This window comes from Morganella morganii (assembly GCF_019243775.1).
Lineage (GTDB): Bacteria > Pseudomonadota > Gammaproteobacteria > Enterobacterales > Enterobacteriaceae > Morganella > Morganella morganii.
On sequence record NZ_CP069157.1, the window covers coordinates 1857467 to 1875073 of the forward strand.

General features: G+C 49.5%; 22 protein-coding genes. 13 read left to right on the forward strand and 9 right to left on the reverse strand.

Annotated elements, in window-relative coordinates; all coding sequences use genetic code 11:
- Window positions 1–7: 7 nt before the first annotated feature.
- Window positions 8–181 (reverse strand): hypothetical protein, encoded by a 174-nt coding sequence (locus JL661_RS08960; RefSeq protein ID WP_155724825.1) that lies wholly within the window; start codon window positions 179–181, stop codon window positions 8–10.
- 293 nt (window positions 182–474) lie between these two features.
- Between JL661_RS08960 and JL661_RS08965 the strand changes: the two genes are divergently transcribed.
- Window positions 475–1065, forward strand: coding sequence for a phosphatase PAP2 family protein (locus tag JL661_RS08965; RefSeq protein ID WP_004237617.1), 591 nt, complete (start codon window positions 475–477; stop codon window positions 1063–1065).
- A 56-nt stretch (window positions 1066–1121) separates the two neighbouring features.
- Here JL661_RS08965 and JL661_RS08970 read toward each other — a convergent pair whose 3' ends face one another.
- From JL661_RS08970 to JL661_RS08980, 3 genes are all read right to left on the reverse strand, one after another.
- Window positions 1122–1460 (reverse strand): DUF2645 family protein, encoded by a 339-nt coding sequence (locus JL661_RS08970; RefSeq protein WP_062771610.1) that lies wholly within the window; start codon window positions 1458–1460, stop codon window positions 1122–1124.
- 80 nt (window positions 1461–1540) lie between these two features.
- Complete coding sequence (gene metC, locus JL661_RS08975; protein ID WP_004237615.1) at window positions 1541–2716, reverse strand: cystathionine beta-lyase; 1176 nt, start codon at window positions 2714–2716, stop codon at window positions 1541–1543.
- A gap of 40 nt (window positions 2717–2756) precedes the next feature.
- A complete protein-coding gene (locus JL661_RS08980) occupies window positions 2757–4043 on the reverse strand; it encodes an amino acid permease (RefSeq protein WP_062771615.1) in 1287 nt (428 codons plus the stop codon).
- Window positions 4044–4180: 137 nt separating this feature from the next.
- Between JL661_RS08980 and JL661_RS08985 the strand changes: the two genes are divergently transcribed.
- The gene (locus JL661_RS08985) at window positions 4181–5170 is read left to right on the forward strand and encodes a LysR family transcriptional regulator (RefSeq protein ID WP_004237610.1); all 990 of its coding nucleotides are present in this window, start codon (window positions 4181–4183) and stop codon (window positions 5168–5170) included.
- On the opposite strand, the gene JL661_RS08990 is transcribed toward JL661_RS08985, so the two are convergent.
- Window positions 5140–5790: a GNAT family N-acetyltransferase gene (locus JL661_RS08990; protein ID WP_046024572.1), complete on the reverse strand. Its 651-nt coding sequence runs from the start codon at window positions 5788–5790 to the stop codon at window positions 5140–5142. The genes JL661_RS08985 and JL661_RS08990 overlap by 31 nt on opposite strands.
- 153 nt (window positions 5791–5943) lie before the next feature.
- Between JL661_RS08990 and JL661_RS08995 the strand changes: the two genes are divergently transcribed.
- From JL661_RS08995 to JL661_RS09020, 6 genes are all read left to right on the forward strand, one after another.
- Window positions 5944–6531 (forward strand): NUDIX hydrolase, encoded by a 588-nt coding sequence (locus tag JL661_RS08995; protein WP_004237608.1) that lies wholly within the window; start codon window positions 5944–5946, stop codon window positions 6529–6531.
- On the forward strand, window positions 6528–7031 hold the full coding sequence (locus JL661_RS09000; protein WP_004237607.1) for a DUF4274 domain-containing protein: 504 nt from the start codon (window positions 6528–6530) through the stop codon (window positions 7029–7031). Before JL661_RS08995 ends, JL661_RS09000 begins: the two co-directional genes overlap by 4 nt.
- A 64-nt stretch (window positions 7032–7095) precedes the next feature.
- Window positions 7096–7458: an aminoglycoside adenylyltransferase domain-containing protein gene (locus tag JL661_RS09005; RefSeq protein ID WP_004237606.1), complete on the forward strand. Its 363-nt coding sequence runs from the start codon at window positions 7096–7098 to the stop codon at window positions 7456–7458.
- Window positions 7455–7970 carry a DUF3828 domain-containing protein gene (locus JL661_RS09010; RefSeq protein WP_004237605.1) on the forward strand — a complete coding sequence of 172 codons (516 nt, stop codon included), beginning with the start codon at window positions 7455–7457 and terminating at the stop codon, window positions 7968–7970. Before JL661_RS09005 ends, JL661_RS09010 begins: the two co-directional genes overlap by 4 nt.
- 294 nt (window positions 7971–8264) lie before the next feature.
- Window positions 8265–9170, forward strand: a complete 906-nt coding sequence (locus JL661_RS09015; protein ID WP_004237604.1) for a DMT family transporter — start codon at window positions 8265–8267, stop codon at window positions 9168–9170.
- 197 nt (window positions 9171–9367) lie between these two features.
- A complete protein-coding gene (locus JL661_RS09020; RefSeq protein ID WP_036407997.1) occupies window positions 9368–9859 on the forward strand; it encodes a P-loop nucleotide/nucleoside kinase family protein in 492 nt (163 codons plus the stop codon).
- Here JL661_RS09020 and JL661_RS09025 read toward each other — a convergent pair.
- A complete protein-coding gene (locus tag JL661_RS09025) occupies window positions 9846–10442 on the reverse strand; it encodes a TetR/AcrR family transcriptional regulator (protein ID WP_004237602.1) in 597 nt (198 codons plus the stop codon). The genes JL661_RS09020 and JL661_RS09025 overlap by 14 nt on opposite strands.
- Window positions 10443–10639: 197 nt before the next feature.
- On the opposite strand from JL661_RS09025, the gene sugE reads away from it, so the two are divergent.
- Window positions 10640–10960, forward strand: a complete 321-nt coding sequence (gene sugE / locus JL661_RS09030) for a quaternary ammonium compound efflux SMR transporter SugE (RefSeq protein WP_004237601.1) — start codon at window positions 10640–10642, stop codon at window positions 10958–10960.
- Window positions 10961–11008: 48 nt separating this feature from the next.
- On the opposite strand, the gene JL661_RS09035 is transcribed toward sugE, so the two are convergent.
- The 3 genes from JL661_RS09035 to JL661_RS09045 form a co-directional block, all read right to left on the reverse strand.
- The gene (locus JL661_RS09035) at window positions 11009–11464 is read right to left on the reverse strand and encodes an Lrp/AsnC family transcriptional regulator (protein ID WP_004237600.1); all 456 of its coding nucleotides are present in this window, start codon (window positions 11462–11464) and stop codon (window positions 11009–11011) included.
- Window positions 11465–11693: 229 nt separating this feature from the next.
- Window positions 11694–13301 carry an ABC-F family ATPase gene (locus tag JL661_RS09040; protein ID WP_073970160.1) on the reverse strand — a complete coding sequence of 536 codons (1608 nt, stop codon included), beginning with the start codon at window positions 13299–13301 and terminating at the stop codon, window positions 11694–11696.
- 118 nt (window positions 13302–13419) lie between these two features.
- Window positions 13420–13872 (reverse strand): hypothetical protein, encoded by a 453-nt coding sequence (locus JL661_RS09045; RefSeq protein WP_062771620.1) that lies wholly within the window; start codon window positions 13870–13872, stop codon window positions 13420–13422.
- A 117-nt stretch (window positions 13873–13989) separates the two neighbouring features.
- Here JL661_RS09045 and JL661_RS09050 point away from each other — a divergent pair, with 117 nt between their 5' ends.
- From JL661_RS09050 to JL661_RS09065, 4 genes are all read left to right on the forward strand, one after another.
- Complete coding sequence (locus JL661_RS09050; RefSeq protein WP_062771623.1) at window positions 13990–14733, forward strand: DUF4184 family protein; 744 nt, start codon at window positions 13990–13992, stop codon at window positions 14731–14733.
- 48 nt (window positions 14734–14781) lie between these two features.
- Window positions 14782–15246: a YaiI/YqxD family protein gene (locus tag JL661_RS09055; RefSeq protein ID WP_032098961.1), complete on the forward strand. Its 465-nt coding sequence runs from the start codon at window positions 14782–14784 to the stop codon at window positions 15244–15246.
- Window positions 15247–15611: 365 nt separating this feature from the next.
- Window positions 15612–17036, forward strand: a complete 1425-nt coding sequence (locus JL661_RS09060) for an NAD(P)/FAD-dependent oxidoreductase (RefSeq protein WP_062771626.1) — start codon at window positions 15612–15614, stop codon at window positions 17034–17036.
- Between the two features lie 40 nt (window positions 17037–17076).
- Entirely contained in the window at window positions 17077–17565 is a 489-nt protein-coding gene (locus tag JL661_RS09065) for a RidA family protein (protein ID WP_036414797.1), read from the forward strand.
- Window positions 17566–17607 lie beyond the last annotated feature (42 nt).

Genomic DNA, 17607 nt, shown 5'->3' on the forward strand with positions numbered 1-17607 from the left:
AACGCTATTACAGAGGTTTTTCCATAACCTGCGGGTGATATTCACTGACCGGGTAAACATTCAGTTCTGTTTCTGAATCCCGGGAAGCAGAAAAATGATAGCGGTACGCGGAATATCCGGCATTGCTGAGTGCGGCGATCTCATCCGGTGTGACTGCCCGCAGTGTGAGTGTTGTTGACATAAATAGTTACCTGCTGGTTTTACGCTTTTAAAACAGCCTGCCGGATAAATTAAACCGGAACCTGAAGGGTTTATAAAATATTATCCGTCAAATCAATAGAGTGACACTATTTTGCTGAAAAATTAGGAATTTTCCTTATTGTGATAAATGACTGTAGTAGCTTGATATTATTCTGATTTTACAATTCAACATAAAATGACACGATAGTATTTCGTGCCCTGGTATGCTAAAACACGGTGTGCTGAAAATCAGAAAAGCAGTTTAATTGATTTTTTTTAAAAGGAAATTTTCAGATGATGTTTATCGACAGGGTTATTCACCTGGTGCTCAGTGGTATTATTATCGTAGGTGTCTATCAGTTTTATTTCTTTACGCAACGTCATATGGTCAGGCCGGTTAAAACATTTAACTCTGCACTGGATGAAAAAATTCCTTTCTGGCCCTGGTGGTCCTGGATCTACAGCTTTCTTTATTATCCGGCGATTCTCTATCTGAACTGGATTATTCAGGATTCACGTCAGTTTATCATCATCGTATTCAGCTATGTTATCCTGTTACTGATGCAGATGTTTTTCTTTGTGGTGTATCCGGTTGCCACGCCGCCGCACTGGCGTGAAATGAATACCGGGAAGAAAGCATCCGAAAAATTCCTGCTGTTTGTGCAGAAATTCGACGATACATCCAACTGTTTCCCGAGCATGCACGTCTCTGTTGCCACATTAACCGCACTGCTGGCCTATGCCACACTCGGACCATGGGTATTCATGTTCCCGCTGTTAATCGCCTTATCCTGCATGTTTACCAAACAGCATTATATTATTGATTTACCGGCAGGTGCCGTACTCGGCTGGCTGGCTTATCAATGTTATGTAGTATTAATATAATACCCTCATGACTTAATTGCCGCATTCAGTGCGGCATTTTTTTTGCCGGATTCCACTCAGATAGCAGGGCATTGCAGATAAATACCGGAAAATAACCACCACCATCTGAGCAGCAGGATAATGACTCCGGCACTGTGGATCAGCATGCGGAAGCGTTTTTTCTGCAGAAATGCACGGCAGGTGATGAAAAGCAGAGGGGCAATCATCAGCAACCCGCAGGGCGCAAGGATACCGCGTTCAGAGTCATAAGGTAATCCGCAGACATCTGCCGCAGAGCCGTCATCCAGCATCCAGTCATATTCACTGATACTGAAAAAATTCAGGCTGAGCCAGGCGAGGATCATATAGATGATAAGTCCGGCAATATCGGTAAGGTAAGTTTGTCGCAAGGGCATTTGTTGATTCCGTTCAACAAAAAACCTGCAAAATGCAGGTTTTTCGGTATACCTTACTATTGCTTGTTTCCGGCGGAATATCAATGCGCCATACGTGCAAATCCATCCGCCAAATCACGCTTCAGGTCATCAACATCTTCCAGCCCGATTTGCAGGCGCAGTGTCCGTCCGCCCGGATTCCACTGTGTGACGGTGCGGTATTCTGCGCAATCAAACGGCGTGATCAGGCTTTCAAAACCACCCCAGGAATAACCCATGCCGAAGATGGAGAGGCCGTCCAGCAATCTGCCGACATCATCCTGTGTAAATTTCGGATCCAGTACCACCGAGAACAGGCCGGAAGAACCGGTGAAGTCGCGTTTCCAGATCTCGTGCCCCGGGCAATCCTCAAAGGCCGGATGCAGCACGCGGATCACTTCCGGACGTGATTTCAGCCAGTGTGCAATATCCAGCGCCCGTGACTGCGCTTCTTTCAGGCGGATTGACAGGGTACGCAACCCGCGCAGTGCCAGGAAACAATCTTCCGCACCCGGCAGCATTGCCATCAGATCATAGGTTTCCCGCAGTTTCGGCCACCATTCCGCGTTGGCGGAGACAATTCCCATCAGCAGGTCGGAATGGCCGCCCAGGTATTTGGTACCGGCCTCAAGGGAGAGGTCACAGCCCATATCGTGCGCTCTGAAAAACAGCGGGGTTGCCCAGGTGTTGTCAATAATCGTCGCGATATTATATTTTTTCGCCACCGCCGTAATGGCCGGAACATCCTGAACCTCAAAGCTCTGCGATCCCGGAGATTCCAGGAAAATCGTGCTGGTGTTGCTTTTTATCAGAGACTCAATATCACCGCCGATCATCGGGTCGTAATAGGTGATGGTGATCCCCATTTTTTCCAGCAGACCTCGGCAGAAATTGCGGGTCGGACGATAAACACTGTCCGGCATCAGCAGGTTATCGCCGCTTTTCAGTGTGGTCAGCAGTGCCAGTACAATGGCGCCCAGCCCGGACGGTGACAGCACAGTTCCTTCGGCGCCCGCAAGGGCGCTCCAGGATTGCTCGAGGTTTTTAATGGTTGGCGTGCCCGCAGTACCGTAGTTAAACTCAGCCCGGTTATTGAGCAGGGCATCCATAGTCGGGAAAACCACGGTAGATCCCCGGTAAACCGGGGCATTAACAAAGCCGGATTGTGACGCCGGGTCGCGCCCCAGCTGCGTTATCTGTGTATCAATATGAAAATCTGAAACGGTTTTTTTAGTCATAACATCCTCACGCGTAATACGTCATTATTCATTTACAGCGTTATTCGAAAAACTTAAAGAACGGAGAGAGACACAACAGCACGCCGAAGAAGATAATAAACCAGACTGTTGCACCTTTGAATTTATGTAAGACCGGCACACGGTAAACCAGATAGCACGGGATCAGGCAGGAAACCACGCCGAATAACGGCCCGCCGAGCTGCATAAAGAACAGAATCGAGAAGCGGGTGGAGACCCAGAACCACAGGGACAGAATCACCCCGATACACACACCGTAATGCAGCACGGTCTGATTAATACGCTCCTGCGGCATAAAGCGGGTCAGGATATTCACCACAATGCCTTTGATTGCTTCCTGGAAACCCAGATAAATGCCGAGAAACGCGGTCAGAATCGCGAAAATATTCAGCATTGCGGTCATCACTTTAACAACTGCCCCCGGAATCACCTGTGCGGCAATCGCCAGTGCTGAAATGTTCTGCTCAAATGCGGAGACGGCCTGGTCGTGGCTTATCGAGAACGTAAACGAGAAGGCAAAGAACAGAACAGCAACGGCCAGAATAATATATGCCACCCGGTTTGCCCGTACCGCGCGGTAAGTTGCGACACGCTTGTCTTTTTCCAGTCTGCGGTAGGCAATGTTCATCGGGCTTAAAATCTGCACGAACAGAATGGAGAACAGGGTAAACGGCAGTGTCAGGAACACATCCCGCAGGAACGGCAGGAAGTCCGGGAACGCGCTGATATTGGCAAAGTTCCAGTAAGGCACCATTACAATCCCGAGTAATACGATAATCCCGAATTTTACTATTACCATCGGGCCGGAGACCTTAAATAACAGGCGCTCCCCCTGTGCGGCGATAGCCACCAGAACTGTCAGGATAATCAGCCCGTACCATACCGAATCGGATAACAATCCTTCCGTTAAACCGAAGGTTTTGATGTAAGAGGCACTGTCAAAGGTCACGGCGAGTGAATAGGAGAACATGCCGTGCAGCAGCATCAGGAAGTAGGCGATACCAAGGGCAACCCCCCAGTTTTTCCCCAGATACTGCGTGATAACGCTGGCATAGTCTTCACATTCTTCCGATTCCGATAATGTCCGCAGATATAAATTCTGCAGCCAGTAAATCGCCGGGTATGACAATAATGTGGCGGCAATAAATACCCAGATGCCTTTAATACCAATCTGAACCGGCATAAAAACAATCCCGGAACCGATCGCCATCCCGATACATAATACAACCCACCCGGCATCATATTTGGTAAAGGGTATCTTTTTTAAATCACTATTTGCATTTGCACCTGTCTGAATGCTGTCTTGCATAGTCAATTCCTCAACGTTATAGATTTAATTATTTAAAAAGTCAGGAACAACGTGAATATATTTATGTTGTATGGATACAGTGTTATAAAGCCATTGTTATAGTAAGGGGTAACACGCAGGCTGAACAGGGTACGACTATGCTAATAAATAAAAACACTTTTGCGTTTAAAGCAAAAATTGACAGCTACGCGATTTTTCGCCATCTGGAGCTGTTTATCAAAATTGTGGAGTGCAACAGTTTCAGCGGTGCGGCACGAAAACTCAATGTAACACCGTCGTCTGTCAGCCGTGGCTTACAGCAGCTGGAAGAGCAGCTCGGTGTGGTTCTGCTGAAACGAACCACCCGCAATTTTATCCTGACTGAAGCCGGACGTTATTTATTGCAGAGGGCGCAACAGTTACTGACAGATCTCGATGACTCATTAGTGAATACGGCGAGTTTTTATCAGCATGCACAGGGACAGCTAAAAATAACCTGTTCAATTGCCTTCGGCGTCTGCCATTTAATGCGGCTTTACAGCGAATACCGGGAAATAAATCCGCAGGTCAGCTTATCCGTTGATCTGAACGATGCATTAATTAATTTAAATGAAACTGACTTTGATATTGCATTGCGTATTACCAGTCATCCGCCGGAAAATTTTGCATTACGGAAACTATGCAATATAAATTGGATCTATTGCGGCAGCCGTCATTATTTTGAACAAAACGGGATCCCGCAGTCACCGGCGGATATTGCCCGGCACAATTGTTTAATTAATCCGAATATCCCGGACACCTGGCGGATGAATGATAAAGACGGTGTAGCCTATCCGCTGGCGATCAACAATATGATTGAGGTCAACAGCAGCCTGGGATTACTGGAGGCGGCGCGCTGTCATCAGGGGATTGTCTGCCTGCCGACCTATATGCTGGGAAACTATATTGATAACGGTGAATTATTGCCGGTATTACTGGATTACAATCCGAAAACCACGCCGTTCGCGCTCTATGCACTTTACAGCCCGGCGCACACCCATGCCCCGAAAATCCGCACCTTTATTGATTTCCTGGCGGATAAGCTGCCGCTTGACCCGCCGTGGGACAGCTGGATGCATCAGGACAGAGCAGGGAGTTCCCCGGCATAAACATAATAGGTTTCAGTCACGTCATGGCCGCCCCAGTCATAGGCTTGCGCGGCGATACGCTGTAATCCTTTGTGTTCATAAAAACCGAAATCGGAATCACTGTCTGTCCAGAGGAAATAACGGGCGGATTGTTTTTCCCGCAGATAATCCATCGCCAGCTGCCAGAGCCGGTTACCGATACCGTGTCCGCGGAAGCGGGCATCTATCATAAACAAATTCAGAGAGGCATCGAAATTTCCGTCACAGGAAGCCAGCAGATTTCCGTTGATAATCAGCGTATTCAGATACATATCAAACAGGGTTTCTTCCTGCGGGTCACGGGCGATAATATTTTTCAGGGCAGAATACTGACGGGTTTTGGCGTGGACTTTCTCCCGCAAATCGGCAGATGCCGTGACCGCCATAATACCGGCGATGGTATCGCCATCCCGCACCACAAAAATTCGTGATGAGGTCAGAATGACATCATCCAGCAAAAATTCCGCCATCGGCAGAACTTTCTCTTTCGGGATCCAACTACGGTAATCCCAGGTGGTGATAATTAATTCATTAATTTGTGCGATATCTGCATCAGATATTGTGTGTAATTCGCTGTAACTCAGTGCCTGAGTGTCACTCATGCAACCCGCCTTGTTTGTGGATTATCTGCGGCAGATTATATCGTCAGCATTAATATGCCTGCAAATAATGCTGGCAGTTTTGCCATTGCCGGAGGCGGATAAAGCGATTAGAGTGTTCTGCAAACCCGCAATTTTGCTGACATCCGGTGAACTATGACTTCCGAACAGAGCACTGTCCGTATTATTGATACCATCACGCTTTCCGATAACTGGTATATCCTCAAAAAATATGTCGTTGATTATCTGCGCCGCGACGGCACCCGCCAGCGTCTGGAGCGGGAGGTCTATGACCGCGGTAACGGTGCGGTTATTCTGCTGTATAACCGCCAGAAAAACAGCGTCATTCTGATCCGTCAGTTCCGTTTGCCGGTGTATGTCAACGGCCATGACGGCTTTCTGATTGAAGCGGCCGCCGGTCTGCTGGAAGAGCAGGATCCGGTATCCCGCATCAAAGCGGAAGCAGAGGAAGAGACTGGTTTTCGCATTACCGATGTTGAAAAAGTCTTTGAAGCCTTTATGAGCCCGGGAGCTGTCACCGAGAAACTTTATTTTTTTATTGCCGAATACGAAGACAATAACCGGCAGACGGCCGGTGGCGGCCTGCCGGAAGAGGGCGAAGATGTGGAAGTGCTGGAAATGCCGTTCCCGCAGGCTCTCGCAGCGATCAAAAGCGGTGAAATAAATGATGGCAAAACGATTATGTTGTTACAGCATCTGGCGTTGTCGGGGAGAATGGCATGACGGACGAAGAAAAAGAACAGAAAGAAGCACAGTTAATCCGTGATTTTCTGACAAATGCAACGCCGGAACAGCGGCACTTGTTTATCGCCCGGTCTAATTATGACAGTAATTATGATGCACTGAACGAACTGGCGGCGGATCCGCAACTGGATCGGGCATCCGCACTGCTGATGTACTGGTCTTTGGGTGCTGCCTGGTATGTGCAGTATGGCCATGATGATGATGTACCGGACTATTCACGGCAAACACTGGCATTGATCCGGTTAATTGAAACCCGCTATTCTGCGGGGTTTTATGCCGATCATGGTATCTGGTTTGACCCGATGCAGTCAGAAGGCGGACGGCCGGATGACTACCCGGACCTGCCGGTCAGGCGGCCTGTGCCTGACACCATGCTGATCGCCGCACCCGGTGATGTGTATGTTGATTTGGATGATGAGGCTTATGATGACGGTTTACCATTACCGCTGGCAGAGCAGTTGTATGCACTCTATGAATAGCATTTGCTGATGAAAATCAACCTGAATCATGTCCCGGTTACTATCCGCAGCCAGGTTGCATAATATGCCGTTACTTAATGGTGATGCGGCAGTGATATTTGACGCCGTTCCGCAGACCGATCTGAAACGGGCATTTTCCGCGACACTTGCACAATGGAACACACCGGAGGATTGGGAAAATGATGAGTGCAATATCATTCTGGCTTTGTCGCGCATTGCTTATACTCTGACAACCTGGCACATTGCATCCAAAGCAGACGCTGCGGCGTGGCTGGCTGAATCAATTTCCGATCCGCAACTGCAGCAACTGTTGCAGGCAGCAAAGCATAGCTATCTGACCGGTGAATCATTTCCGGTTTCTGATAAACAGGCAATCAGTTGCTGCATTCTTTCTCTGCGGGCTTTATGTGACGAAAAATTATCATGAAAACAACAAAATACCTCCCGCTGATTTTGTCTCTGCTATTGCCGTTATCAGCGGTTGCTGCACAATTATCACCGGAAAATGTGGTATTGGATTTCTACCGTCTCAATTTGCAGGATCCGCCTTCTGATGGTTATGCAAAAAGCCAGGATTTGTATGTCAGTCCGGCGTTGCAGGAAAGCATCAGTGAATCCCTCAGTTGTAATTTCGATGGTCCGGGCACTGATCAGGCGTTCTGCGACCAGCCGCGTCCCTGCAAAGAAACCGAATATAGTTATATCTGTCTGTGGGGAGAGCATTGGGTGGAAAATGATGTCAATTATTACACCAAGTCACAGGATTACCCGGATTCGTGGATGACAGAGCGCGCGGCACATACTGAATCACAAACCCCGGATACTGCCACAGTGCGCATCACACTGGGTAAAGCACCGGAGCCGCTGCGGTCATTCCGGGTAAAACTGATTCAGCAAAACGGACAGTGGAAAATTGATAGTATTGTGATGCTTGAGTGAGGCTGTGGGGTTATACCCGGCAGGCTTATATTCATTCAGGTTCAGACAGCATTACAACAGGGAAAATACCGGGGAAAAATTGCGTCATACTTAACACCCGTTCTTCCTTCTGGTATTAATGAGCGCAGATCTTTTCCCTTCTTTCAAACCGGGTGTAAACTGGCAGAAATGCAGATTGCATGAGGTCAGTCCGTCTGCGGGCATCCGGCATATTATTCCGGTTATGGTACTATAAAAACAGGAGCCGCACGCGGGGTACAGACGGGTACTGCCGTGAAGTGGTCACAGGATATTATGGCTTTACGGGAAAAAGACAATGCCATCGCCATTACCGGCCTGGTCATTTTAACACTGATCTGGAGTTACAGCTGGATCGCTATGAAGCAGGTCACGCACTATATTGGTGCGTTTGACTTTACGGCGATGCGCTGTGTATTCAGTGCCATTATGTTATTACTGGTGCTGTATATCCGCGAACGCGCGATGGGGCGGAAAATCCGCTTTACGCCATTCCGCTACACTCTGGGGATAGCCGTCCTTCAGACCTGCGGTATGGTCGGGCTGGCACAATGGGCGCTGGTCAGCGGCGGTGCGGGGAAGGTGGCGATCCTCAGTTATACCATGCCGTTCTGGGTGGTGATTATGGCAGCAGTATTGCTCGGTGAGCGGATGCGCCGCCTCCAGTATGCGGCTATTTCAGTTGCCGGTGCAGGGCTATTGTGTGTGATCCAGCCCTGGACGCTCGATTTCGCCTCTATGAAAAGTGCCTTTCTGGCCGTGGCATCCGGTATCAGCTGGGGAGCGAGCGCGATTGTGGCGAAAAAACTCTACAGCCGCTATCCGCAGGTGGATTTACTCTCTCTCACCACCTGGCAGATGGTGTATGCCGCAATTATTATGACCGTGGTGGCGTTGTTGGTGCCGCAGCGTACGATTGACTGGCAGCCGTATGTCTTCTGGGCACTGAGTTACAGCGCTATTCTGGCGACCGCCGTTGCCTGGAGTTTATGGCTGTTTGTGCTGAGAAAATTACCGGCGGGGATTGCCAGCCTGAGCACACTGGCGGTGCCGGTCTGCGGTGTGCTGTTCTCATGGTGGCTGCTGGGTGAGGAGCCGGGCAGCACAGAAACGGCAGGGATCGTGATGATTGTGCTGGCACTGGCGGTGATAAGTATTAAACGGCCGAAAAAAACTGCCTGACATCCGCAGCAGACTCTGCTAAAACAGAATCACTGAAATGATGATTATTTCAAAAAGGTTAATACCATGAATTCATACAGCACATCCGGCATGATTATTATCTCCGCACCATAGCGGGGGATGTGCTGTATTCAGAACCCGCCGCCTGAGCGGGTTTTTTATTGCTCTCTCAGCGGCATAACAGACAGGGAGCAATCATGTCAGAAACACAATCCGCCGCCTCACTGCATTTCCTCTGCGGCAAAATCGCCTCAGGGAAATCGACACTGGCACAACAATTAGTCCGCGAACAACAGGCGGTTCTGTTGTCAGAAGATACCTGGCTGGCGGCGCTGTATCCGGGACAAATCACACAGCTGGCTGATTATATTGAAAAAAGTCGTCTGCTGAAATCCGCCCTGGAGCTGCATCTGGTGACATTATTACGACAGGGAGTAACACTGGTTCTGGATTTTCCGGCGAATACCCCGGTACAACGCCGGTGGCTGAAAGGGCTGGCAGAGCAGGCCGGATGCAGCTATTGCTGCCATGTGCTGGATGTGAGTGATGAAGAGTGTAAACGGCGGCTGGCCGCAAGGAATCTGAACGGGGAAAACCCGTTTGCCACCTCAGCGGAGCAGTTTGATCTGATTACTGCACACTTCAGTTATCCGTCAGAAGAAGAAGGGCTGGTCATCAGCGGCCGGTGAACCGCTTAAGCTGGTCGGCCAGCAGGGTTTTGACCAGCCAGATGGCTTCTTCACAGACTTTTGCTTTCAGCGCCGGGTCAGCAAACATCATCAGGCACAGTGACTCGGTTGCACCGAAAATCATCACAGAAGTCCATTCCGGGATCCGGAAATTATCCGGCAGCCAGCGCTGCAGTGCACGTTGCAGGATCTGGCAGAAAAAATCCTGCACTTCGCGGCTGATCCCCGCATATTCAGGATAGGCTTTCAGTGCCGCCACGGTGGCATTGAAGGCTTCCCCGTCATCCGCCATCACATCAAAATAGGTCGTGATAAAGACAGAAACGGCCTGATCGAGGTCCGCTATCGGCTGTTCCATCCCGGTATTCATCCGTTCAGTCAGAACATCATCACTGTATTTAAACAGCGCGTGCAGCAAAGACTTGCGGTTGCCGAAATGTTTGTAGGTTACCGGCTTGGTCACGCCCGCCTTTTCCGCAAGGGTAATGAGGGTCAGGGCATCGGTGCCTTCCGCCAGGATAATGCTGTTGGCGACATTGAGCAGCTGTATCTGGCGCTCGTCGCGCTGTAAACGTCCGGACAAATCTGCCTCCTCATTGATATTAAAGTCGTTCTGTCTGCCGGAAAGTGTATCACAGAGTTCCCGGTCGCGGTCAGCTGGCAGAAAAGATCGAAAAAAGATCGGAAAGGTGTTTACAAGTTACCAAAGGTAACATATAACTATACCAAAGGTAACTTATAAACGTTTCACCTGCAACCAGAAATCAGTGAGGATGTACCATGCCGTGGATTTTATTAATTACTGCCGGATTATTTGAAGTCGTCTGGGCATTTACCATGAAACAATCAGAGGGTTTCACCAAACTGGGGCCGTCAGTGATCACCATTATTGCCATGCTGATAAGCTTCGGGCTGCTGGCAATGGCCATGCGGGCACTGCCGCTGGGGACGGCTTATACCATCTGGACCGGAATTGGCGCTATCGGTGCCTTTATCGTCGGGATTGTGGTGCTGGGTGAACCGGCAAATATGATGCGGATTATCGCAGGGGTATTAATTATCTCCGGGCTGGTGATGATGAAATTAGCCAGCCCGGCATAAAAGATTCAGTACTGTGTTGCTTGCCGGCAGATATTGCCGGCTTTTTTGTTACAACAGGGGCAGTTCCCGCGCCGGGATCACATCTTTCATTACCAGGGTGGAGGTCAGGCGCTGAACCCCCGGCATGGCGGCCAGGCGGCTGTCATATAATTTCTGAAAGGCATCGATATCTTTGACCACAACGGTCAGCATATAGTCCGGATCGCCAAACAGCCGTTTGGCTTCGATAATCTGCGGAATATCCGCCACCGCTGTCTCAAATTTGCTCATACTTTCCTGGTTGCCGTCTTTCATAGTGACAAACACCAGTGCGGAAAAATTCAGCCCCAGCACGCGCGGATCAAGCTGTGCGCGGTAATCACAGATAGCCCCGGATTGCTCCAGTGCTTTCAGCCGCCGGTGGCAGGGGGACAAACTAAGACCCACGCGATCTGCCAGTTCAGTGACAGTTAATCGCCCGTCGAGTTGTAATTCAGAAAGAATCTTCCTGTCAAAGCTGTCCATTGATGATTTTCTCCCTAAAATAAGGTAAATCAGGGTCTGATTAGCAAGCACATTCTACCCGAATACAGATATTCTTCCTATCAGTTTCCGGTACAGGACAGAGGTATGCGGGAACTGGTTTCTGAAAAATGTCAGATATGCCGGCAACCGCCCCCGCCGGGTCTGACGAAAACAAAAAGCCCCGTTTCATGGCTCTGAAACGGGGCTTTTCTTATTGGCAGAACGGGGATCAGTTATTTTCTGATTCAATACCGCGGCTGCGCAGGTACTCATCGTAACTGCCGGTAAAGTCAGTGACTTTTTCCGGTGTGATTTCGATGATACGGGTCGCCAGGGAGCTGACGAACTCACGGTCATGGGAAACAAACACTAATGTTCCCTGATATAATTCCAGCGCCATATTCAGGGATTCAATAGATTCCATGTCGAGGTGGTTGGTCGGTTCATCCATAATCAGAATGTTTGGTTTGGTCATCATTAACTTACCAAATAACATCCGGCCTTTTTCACCCCCGGATAACACCTGTACGGATTTTTTAATGTCATCCTGGGAGAACAGCAGGCGGCCCAATACACTACGGACTGATTGCTCATCATCACCCGGCTGCATCCACAGGCTCATCCAGTCGAAAACCGTCATATCAACTTCAAAATCGGTGGCGTGATCCTGCGCGTAGTAACCGATATTGGCGTTTTCAGACCACTTATAACGACCGGTATCCGGTGTCAGCTCACCGACCAGGGTTTTCAGGAAGGTGGATTTACCCACACCGTTCATACCCAGAACCGCGACTTTTTCACCCACTTCCATCATCATATTGACGTTTTTGAACAGCGGGGCGTTACCGTCATAACCTTTGGACAGGTTTTCCACTTCCAGCGCATTACGGAATAATTTTTTATCCTGCTCAAAACGGATAAACGGGTTCTGACGGCTGGACGCTTTAATCTCGGTCAGCTGAATTTTTTCAATCTGTTTGGCGCGGGACGTTGCCTGACGGGACTTGGAGGCATTTGCGCTGAAACGGCTGACAAATGACTGCAATTCACTGATTTGTGCTTTTTTCTTCGCGTTATCCGCTAACAGTCGTTCGCGCGCCTGAGTAGCAGCAAACATATATTCATCGTAGTTGCCCGGATGCACATTCAGGCTGCCGTAGTCCAGATCGGCCATGTGCGTGCACACCATATTCAGGAAGTGACGGTCATGGGAAATGATGATCATGGTGCTGTTGCGCGCATTCAGTGTCTGCTCCAGCCAGCGGATGGTGTCGATATCCAGGTTGTTGGTCGGTTCGTCGAGCAGCAGAATATCCGGGTCCGCAAACAACGCCTGTGCCAGCAGCACACGCAGTTTCCAGCCGGGTGCGATTTCACTCATCGGGCCGTTATGCTGTTCCAGCGGGATCCCCACACCCAGCAGTAATTCACCGGCGCGGGATTCAACGGTGTAGCCGTCCATTTCAGCAAACTGCACTTCGAGATCCGCCACGAGCATACCGTCTTCTTCGCTCATGTCCGGCAGGCTGTAGATGCGGTCACGCTCCTGTTTGACTTCCCACAGTTCGGTGTGACCCATAATGACTGTGTCGAGCACAGAAAATTCTTCATAGGCGAACTGATCCTGTTTCAGTTTACCCAGACGTTCGTTCGGGTCGAGAAACACGTTGCCGCTGCTTGGCGCCAGATCACCGCCGAGAATTTTCATAAACGTGGATTTACCGCTGCCGTTTGCGCCGATCAGGCCATAGCGGTTACCGCCGCCGAATTTGACAGAGATATTTTCAAACAGCGGCTTGGCGCCGAACTGCATCGTAATATTGTTGCTGATTAACAAGACGAATACTCATAAGTTAAAGGAGAAAATAAACGGCGGGCATTATGCCACAGATGGGCGGCGAGGCACAGATGTATAAAAAAAAGGGCGGTGACCCTGCAGGCCACCGCAGTACATATTATTGTGAGTTCGGATCCATGGCATAGATTTCACCGGATCCATCTTCCGGCAGACCGTAATTCAGAACATCATAGATCCCCAAATCGGTTTTACAGACCTTTTTATTGATGACTTTATCGCCTTTATAGACCGCCAGGCCGGTAAATTCCCAGCCGCGGCCCATTCCGCTGTATACCACATAGTTAAACGGGCCGTTTTCAAAGCGGATATACGCCGAACCACCGCCGCTAAACATGGTTTGTCCGACATAAACACCATTTTTCGCATTGCTTTTTACCGGCAGGGTAATTTCCGGTTTTGCCAGCGTCCCGTAGCGGTATGCCGGCGTTTTACCTTTTTCCACCACCACACTGACATATTTATTATTTTCCAGCTGGCAGGTAAACTCCTGAGCCAGCGCCGGGGCCGATAACAGCCCGGTTACGATCATCCCGGTAAGATACTTTTTCATTTTTCTGCCTTTACAGGTTATTGTCCGGAGTCCGGCGTGTTATTAATTGTTGTGATCGGCTATTTATTAGCATAAAAATGAATTTATTTCCGGTTTTCCGGAGCAGGATAAGTATATATGCCATGGACTTTTGCACATCCGGCGATTGTTTTTCCGCTGAAAAAATCCCGTTACGGGCGGTGGCTGAATCTGCCCGCACTGATTACGGGCAGTGTATCGCCGGACTTGCTGTATTCTTCCGGGATGTACCGCGCAGCGGATGAGGCGCATCATTTTACCGGCTGGTTTTATACCGGACTGCCGGTGTGTCTGGCGGTTCTGCTGATTTTTCACTGGTTATCCGTGCCGCTGAAAACCGTGTTACCGTTTCCGGTGACTGACCCGCTGACCCGTTCTCTGCGGAAAAACAGTGTCATTTTGTTGTCTCTGTTTATCGGGGCGGCCACACATATTATCTGGGATGCATTTACCCATGAAACCGGCACGATGGTGCGGGCGCTGTCCGTTTTGCAGGTACCGTTGTTGCAAGGTATGACTGACGGGCAGGAGATTGCGGTATATAAAGTGTTGCAGCATCTGGGATCACTGCTTGGTACCGGCTATCTCTGTCTGAAATTTGCACAGTATCAGCGGGCACTGCCGGAAGCAGAGAAGCGCGGGAATCTTATCCGGCTTATCCGTCTGATTGCACTGGCAGTTCTGGCGGCACTGTGTACGGCGCCGCTGGCGTACCGTCTGGCGCAGACAGCAACCGGTGTTCATATAAATCGTTTTGTCTTTTATGAATTGTCACTTTCTGTCTCCTTTTTTGCCGGGCTTGTTGTCCTGGTGGCACTTTTTCAGGTTATCAGAAAGCGTTAATACGTTATGATCGCGGATTAAATTTTGCAGTACAGAGGAAAATAAACAGTGGCGATTTGGGTGGATGCGGACGCCTGTCCGAAAGTTATCAAAGAGATCCTTTACCGGGCAGCGGATCGGGAAAAAACGGAAGTCACCTTTGTGGCCAATCAGCGGCTGGTGGTACCACCGTCACCATTTTTAAAAACATTGCAGGTCTCAGCCGGGTTTGATGTGGCCGATAATGAAATTGTCCGCCGCGTGCAGAAAGATGATCTTGTCGTCACCGCTGATATTCCGCTGGCCGCTGAAGTGCTGGAGAAGGGCGCGGTGGCACTGAACCCGCGCGGCGAACGTTATACCCCGGCGACTATCCGTGAGCGCCTGACCATGCGTGACTTTATGGACACCATGCGGGCTTCCGGCATCCAGACCGGCGGTCCGGCGGCGCTGAACCAGCGTGATCGCCAACTGTTTGCCAATGAACTGGATAAATGGTTTCTGCAGTGTAAAAAACGCACGCCATCCGCCTGATTTTTCCCTCATTATTAATATATTTATAAAACGCCGGGTGCTGCTGTGGCATCCGGCGTTTTATTTTTATTCCTGATGTAACAACTTCTTAAAAAAGCTCATTACTTAGCCTTATCCACTATAATAACAATGGTTTATGATATTTCCCGCTGGTTTTATCGCAGACGATCCGGCCTGAATCCTGTTTATCACCTCGTCAAATCCGATACTTTATATCGGCAATTCCTGATAAAGCTTACCTTAAGTCTCGTTATTATTAACATCACACTATATTCATTAACATTACAATGATAATTGTTATAATTAGTGTGCTACTTAATTAAAAAAATGCCACACAAATATTACAGATAATGATGAGGCTTTAGATGAAAATCTCACGCAGAAAGTTAATTTTAGGGGTTGGTGCTGCCGGCGTACTGGCAGGTGGTGCTTCAGTATTAGTTCCTATGGTTCGCCGCGACGGCAAATTTGTGGAATCGACTTCACGCGCAAAACATGTTGACGGCACCGAAGGTGCATTACCGAAAGAGTCCGATGCAGTCATTATCGGCGGCGGCATGATGGGGATCATGACAGCGATTAACCTGGCGGAAAGAGGCATGAGCGTCACCGTCCTGGAAAAAGGTGAAATCGCCGGTGAGCAGTCCGGACGTGCTTACAGCCAGATCATCAGCTACAAAACATCAAAAGAAATTTTCCCGCTGCACCATTACGGCAAAATGTTATGGCGCGGTATGAATGAAAAAATCGGAGCGGATACCAGCTATCGTACCCAGGGCCGTGTTGAGGTACCGTCAAGTGCGGAAGATCTCGCAAACTCACAGGCCTGGGTTGAGAGTGCCAAAGAGTGGGCTGCTGATTTCGAAGCACCGCTCAACACCCGTTTCATTCAGGGCGACGAACTGAAAAAACGCCTGGTTGATGCCAAAACAGACTGGCCGATTGCCGGTTTTGAAGAAGATTCAGGCAGTGTTGACCCGGAAACCGGTGTACCGGTTCTGGCGCAGTATGCCAAGTCTCTGGGTGTTAAAATCTACACTAACTGCGCGGTCCGTGGTATCGAAACTGCCGGTGGTAAAGTCTCTGATGTGGTCACAGAGAAGGGTGCAATCAAAACCTCTCATGTGGTCCTGACCGGCGGTATCTGGTCACGCCTGTTTATGGGTAACCTGGGCATTGATATCCCGACACTGAACGTCTATCTGTCACAACAGCGTGTTTCCGGCGTTCCGGGCGCACCACGCGGTAACGTGCATCTGCCGAGCGGCATTCACTTCCGCGAGCAGGCAGACGGCACATATGCCGTGGCACCGCGTATCTTCACCAGCTCGGTGGTGAAAGACAGCTTCCTGCTGGGGCCGAAATTCCTGCATCTGCTGGGTGGCGGTGAGCTGCCGCTGGAATTCTCCATCGGTGAAGATCTGTTCAACTCATTCAAAATGGCAACATCCTGGAACCTCGATGAAGTCACACCGTTCGAGACTTACCGCATCGCAACCGCCACACAGAATACCGAACACCTGGATGCGGTATTTGCCCGCATGAAAGCGGAATTCCCTGTATTTGAACAATCGAAAGTCGTTGAACGCTGGGGCGCGGTTGTCGCACCAACCTACGACGAACTGCCGATTATTTCTGAAGTGAAAGAGTATCCGGGTCTGGTGATCAACACCGCGACTGTCTGGGGTATGACAGAAGGTCCGGCATCCGGTGAAATCACTGCGGATATCGTGACCGGTAAAAAACCGGTTATTGACCCGGCTCCGTTTAGTCTTTCACGTTTTAGTTAATTTTCTGATTACTTACGTTGATACTATTAAGAGGCTTAATATGCGTTACAAAAGTTTACTGTTAGCTCTTCCGCTGGTCTGGGGCGCGGCTCACGCGTCAGAAGGTGTTGTTCATCATAAACTGAACGGTATGCCTATCTCTGAATCTGTGGAAATCAGCAGCAGCAAAAATATTATTTTCCTCAGCGGTAAAGTACCGACCAAAATTTCCAAAGACGCACCGGAAGGTGTTCTGGCGTCATACGGCAATACTGAAGCACAGACCATCAATATCATGGAACAGATCAAGGCGCACCTGGCTGGCTTAGGTCTGGAAATGAAGGATGTGGTGAAAATGCAGGTATTCCTGGTCGGCGGCGAAGAGACTGACGGTAATATGGATTTCGCGGGCTTTATGGCCGGTTACTCCAAATATTACAACGACAAAGATTCCGGTAACACATTACCGGCGCGTACCACTGTTCAGGTTTCTAAATTAGCAAACCCGGCATGGCGTGTAGAGATCGAAGTGACAGCTGTTCGTCCGTAATGGTATCAGCGCGTTAACAGCGGGTTTGCCTCCGGAAGGGGC

Coding starts and splice junctions, on each gene's coding strand:
- JL661_RS09065 (WP_036414797.1), top strand. CDS start 17,077: ATGCGTTACAAAAGTTTACTGTTAGCTCTTCCGCTGGTCTGGGGCGCG.
- metC (WP_004237615.1), bottom strand. CDS start 2,716: ATGACTAAAAAAACCGTTTCAGATTTTCATATTGATACACAGATAACG.
- JL661_RS08965 (WP_004237617.1), top strand. CDS start 475: ATGATGTTTATCGACAGGGTTATTCACCTGGTGCTCAGTGGTATTATT.
- JL661_RS08985 (WP_004237610.1), top strand. CDS start 4,181: ATGCTAATAAATAAAAACACTTTTGCGTTTAAAGCAAAAATTGACAGC.
- JL661_RS08960 (WP_155724825.1), bottom strand. CDS start 181: ATGTCAACAACACTCACACTGCGGGCAGTCACACCGGATGAGATCGCC.
- JL661_RS08995 (WP_004237608.1), top strand. CDS start 5,944: ATGACTTCCGAACAGAGCACTGTCCGTATTATTGATACCATCACGCTT.
- JL661_RS09005 (WP_004237606.1), top strand. CDS start 7,096: ATGCCGTTACTTAATGGTGATGCGGCAGTGATATTTGACGCCGTTCCG.
- JL661_RS09060 (WP_062771626.1), top strand. CDS start 15,612: ATGAAAATCTCACGCAGAAAGTTAATTTTAGGGGTTGGTGCTGCCGGC.
- JL661_RS09020 (WP_036407997.1), top strand. CDS start 9,368: ATGTCAGAAACACAATCCGCCGCCTCACTGCATTTCCTCTGCGGCAAA.
- JL661_RS09035 (WP_004237600.1), bottom strand. CDS start 11,464: ATGGACAGCTTTGACAGGAAGATTCTTTCTGAATTACAACTCGACGGG.
- JL661_RS09010 (WP_004237605.1), top strand. CDS start 7,455: ATGAAAACAACAAAATACCTCCCGCTGATTTTGTCTCTGCTATTGCCG.
- JL661_RS09000 (WP_004237607.1), top strand. CDS start 6,528: ATGACGGACGAAGAAAAAGAACAGAAAGAAGCACAGTTAATCCGTGAT.
- JL661_RS09015 (WP_004237604.1), top strand. CDS start 8,265: ATGGCTTTACGGGAAAAAGACAATGCCATCGCCATTACCGGCCTGGTC.
- JL661_RS08970 (WP_062771610.1), bottom strand. CDS start 1,460: ATGCCCTTGCGACAAACTTACCTTACCGATATTGCCGGACTTATCATC.
- sugE (WP_004237601.1), top strand. CDS start 10,640: ATGCCGTGGATTTTATTAATTACTGCCGGATTATTTGAAGTCGTCTGG.
- JL661_RS08980 (WP_062771615.1), bottom strand. CDS start 4,043: ATGCAAGACAGCATTCAGACAGGTGCAAATGCAAATAGTGATTTAAAA.
- JL661_RS08990 (WP_046024572.1), bottom strand. CDS start 5,790: ATGAGTGACACTCAGGCACTGAGTTACAGCGAATTACACACAATATCT.
- JL661_RS09045 (WP_062771620.1), bottom strand. CDS start 13,872: ATGAAAAAGTATCTTACCGGGATGATCGTAACCGGGCTGTTATCGGCC.
- JL661_RS09050 (WP_062771623.1), top strand. CDS start 13,990: ATGCCATGGACTTTTGCACATCCGGCGATTGTTTTTCCGCTGAAAAAA.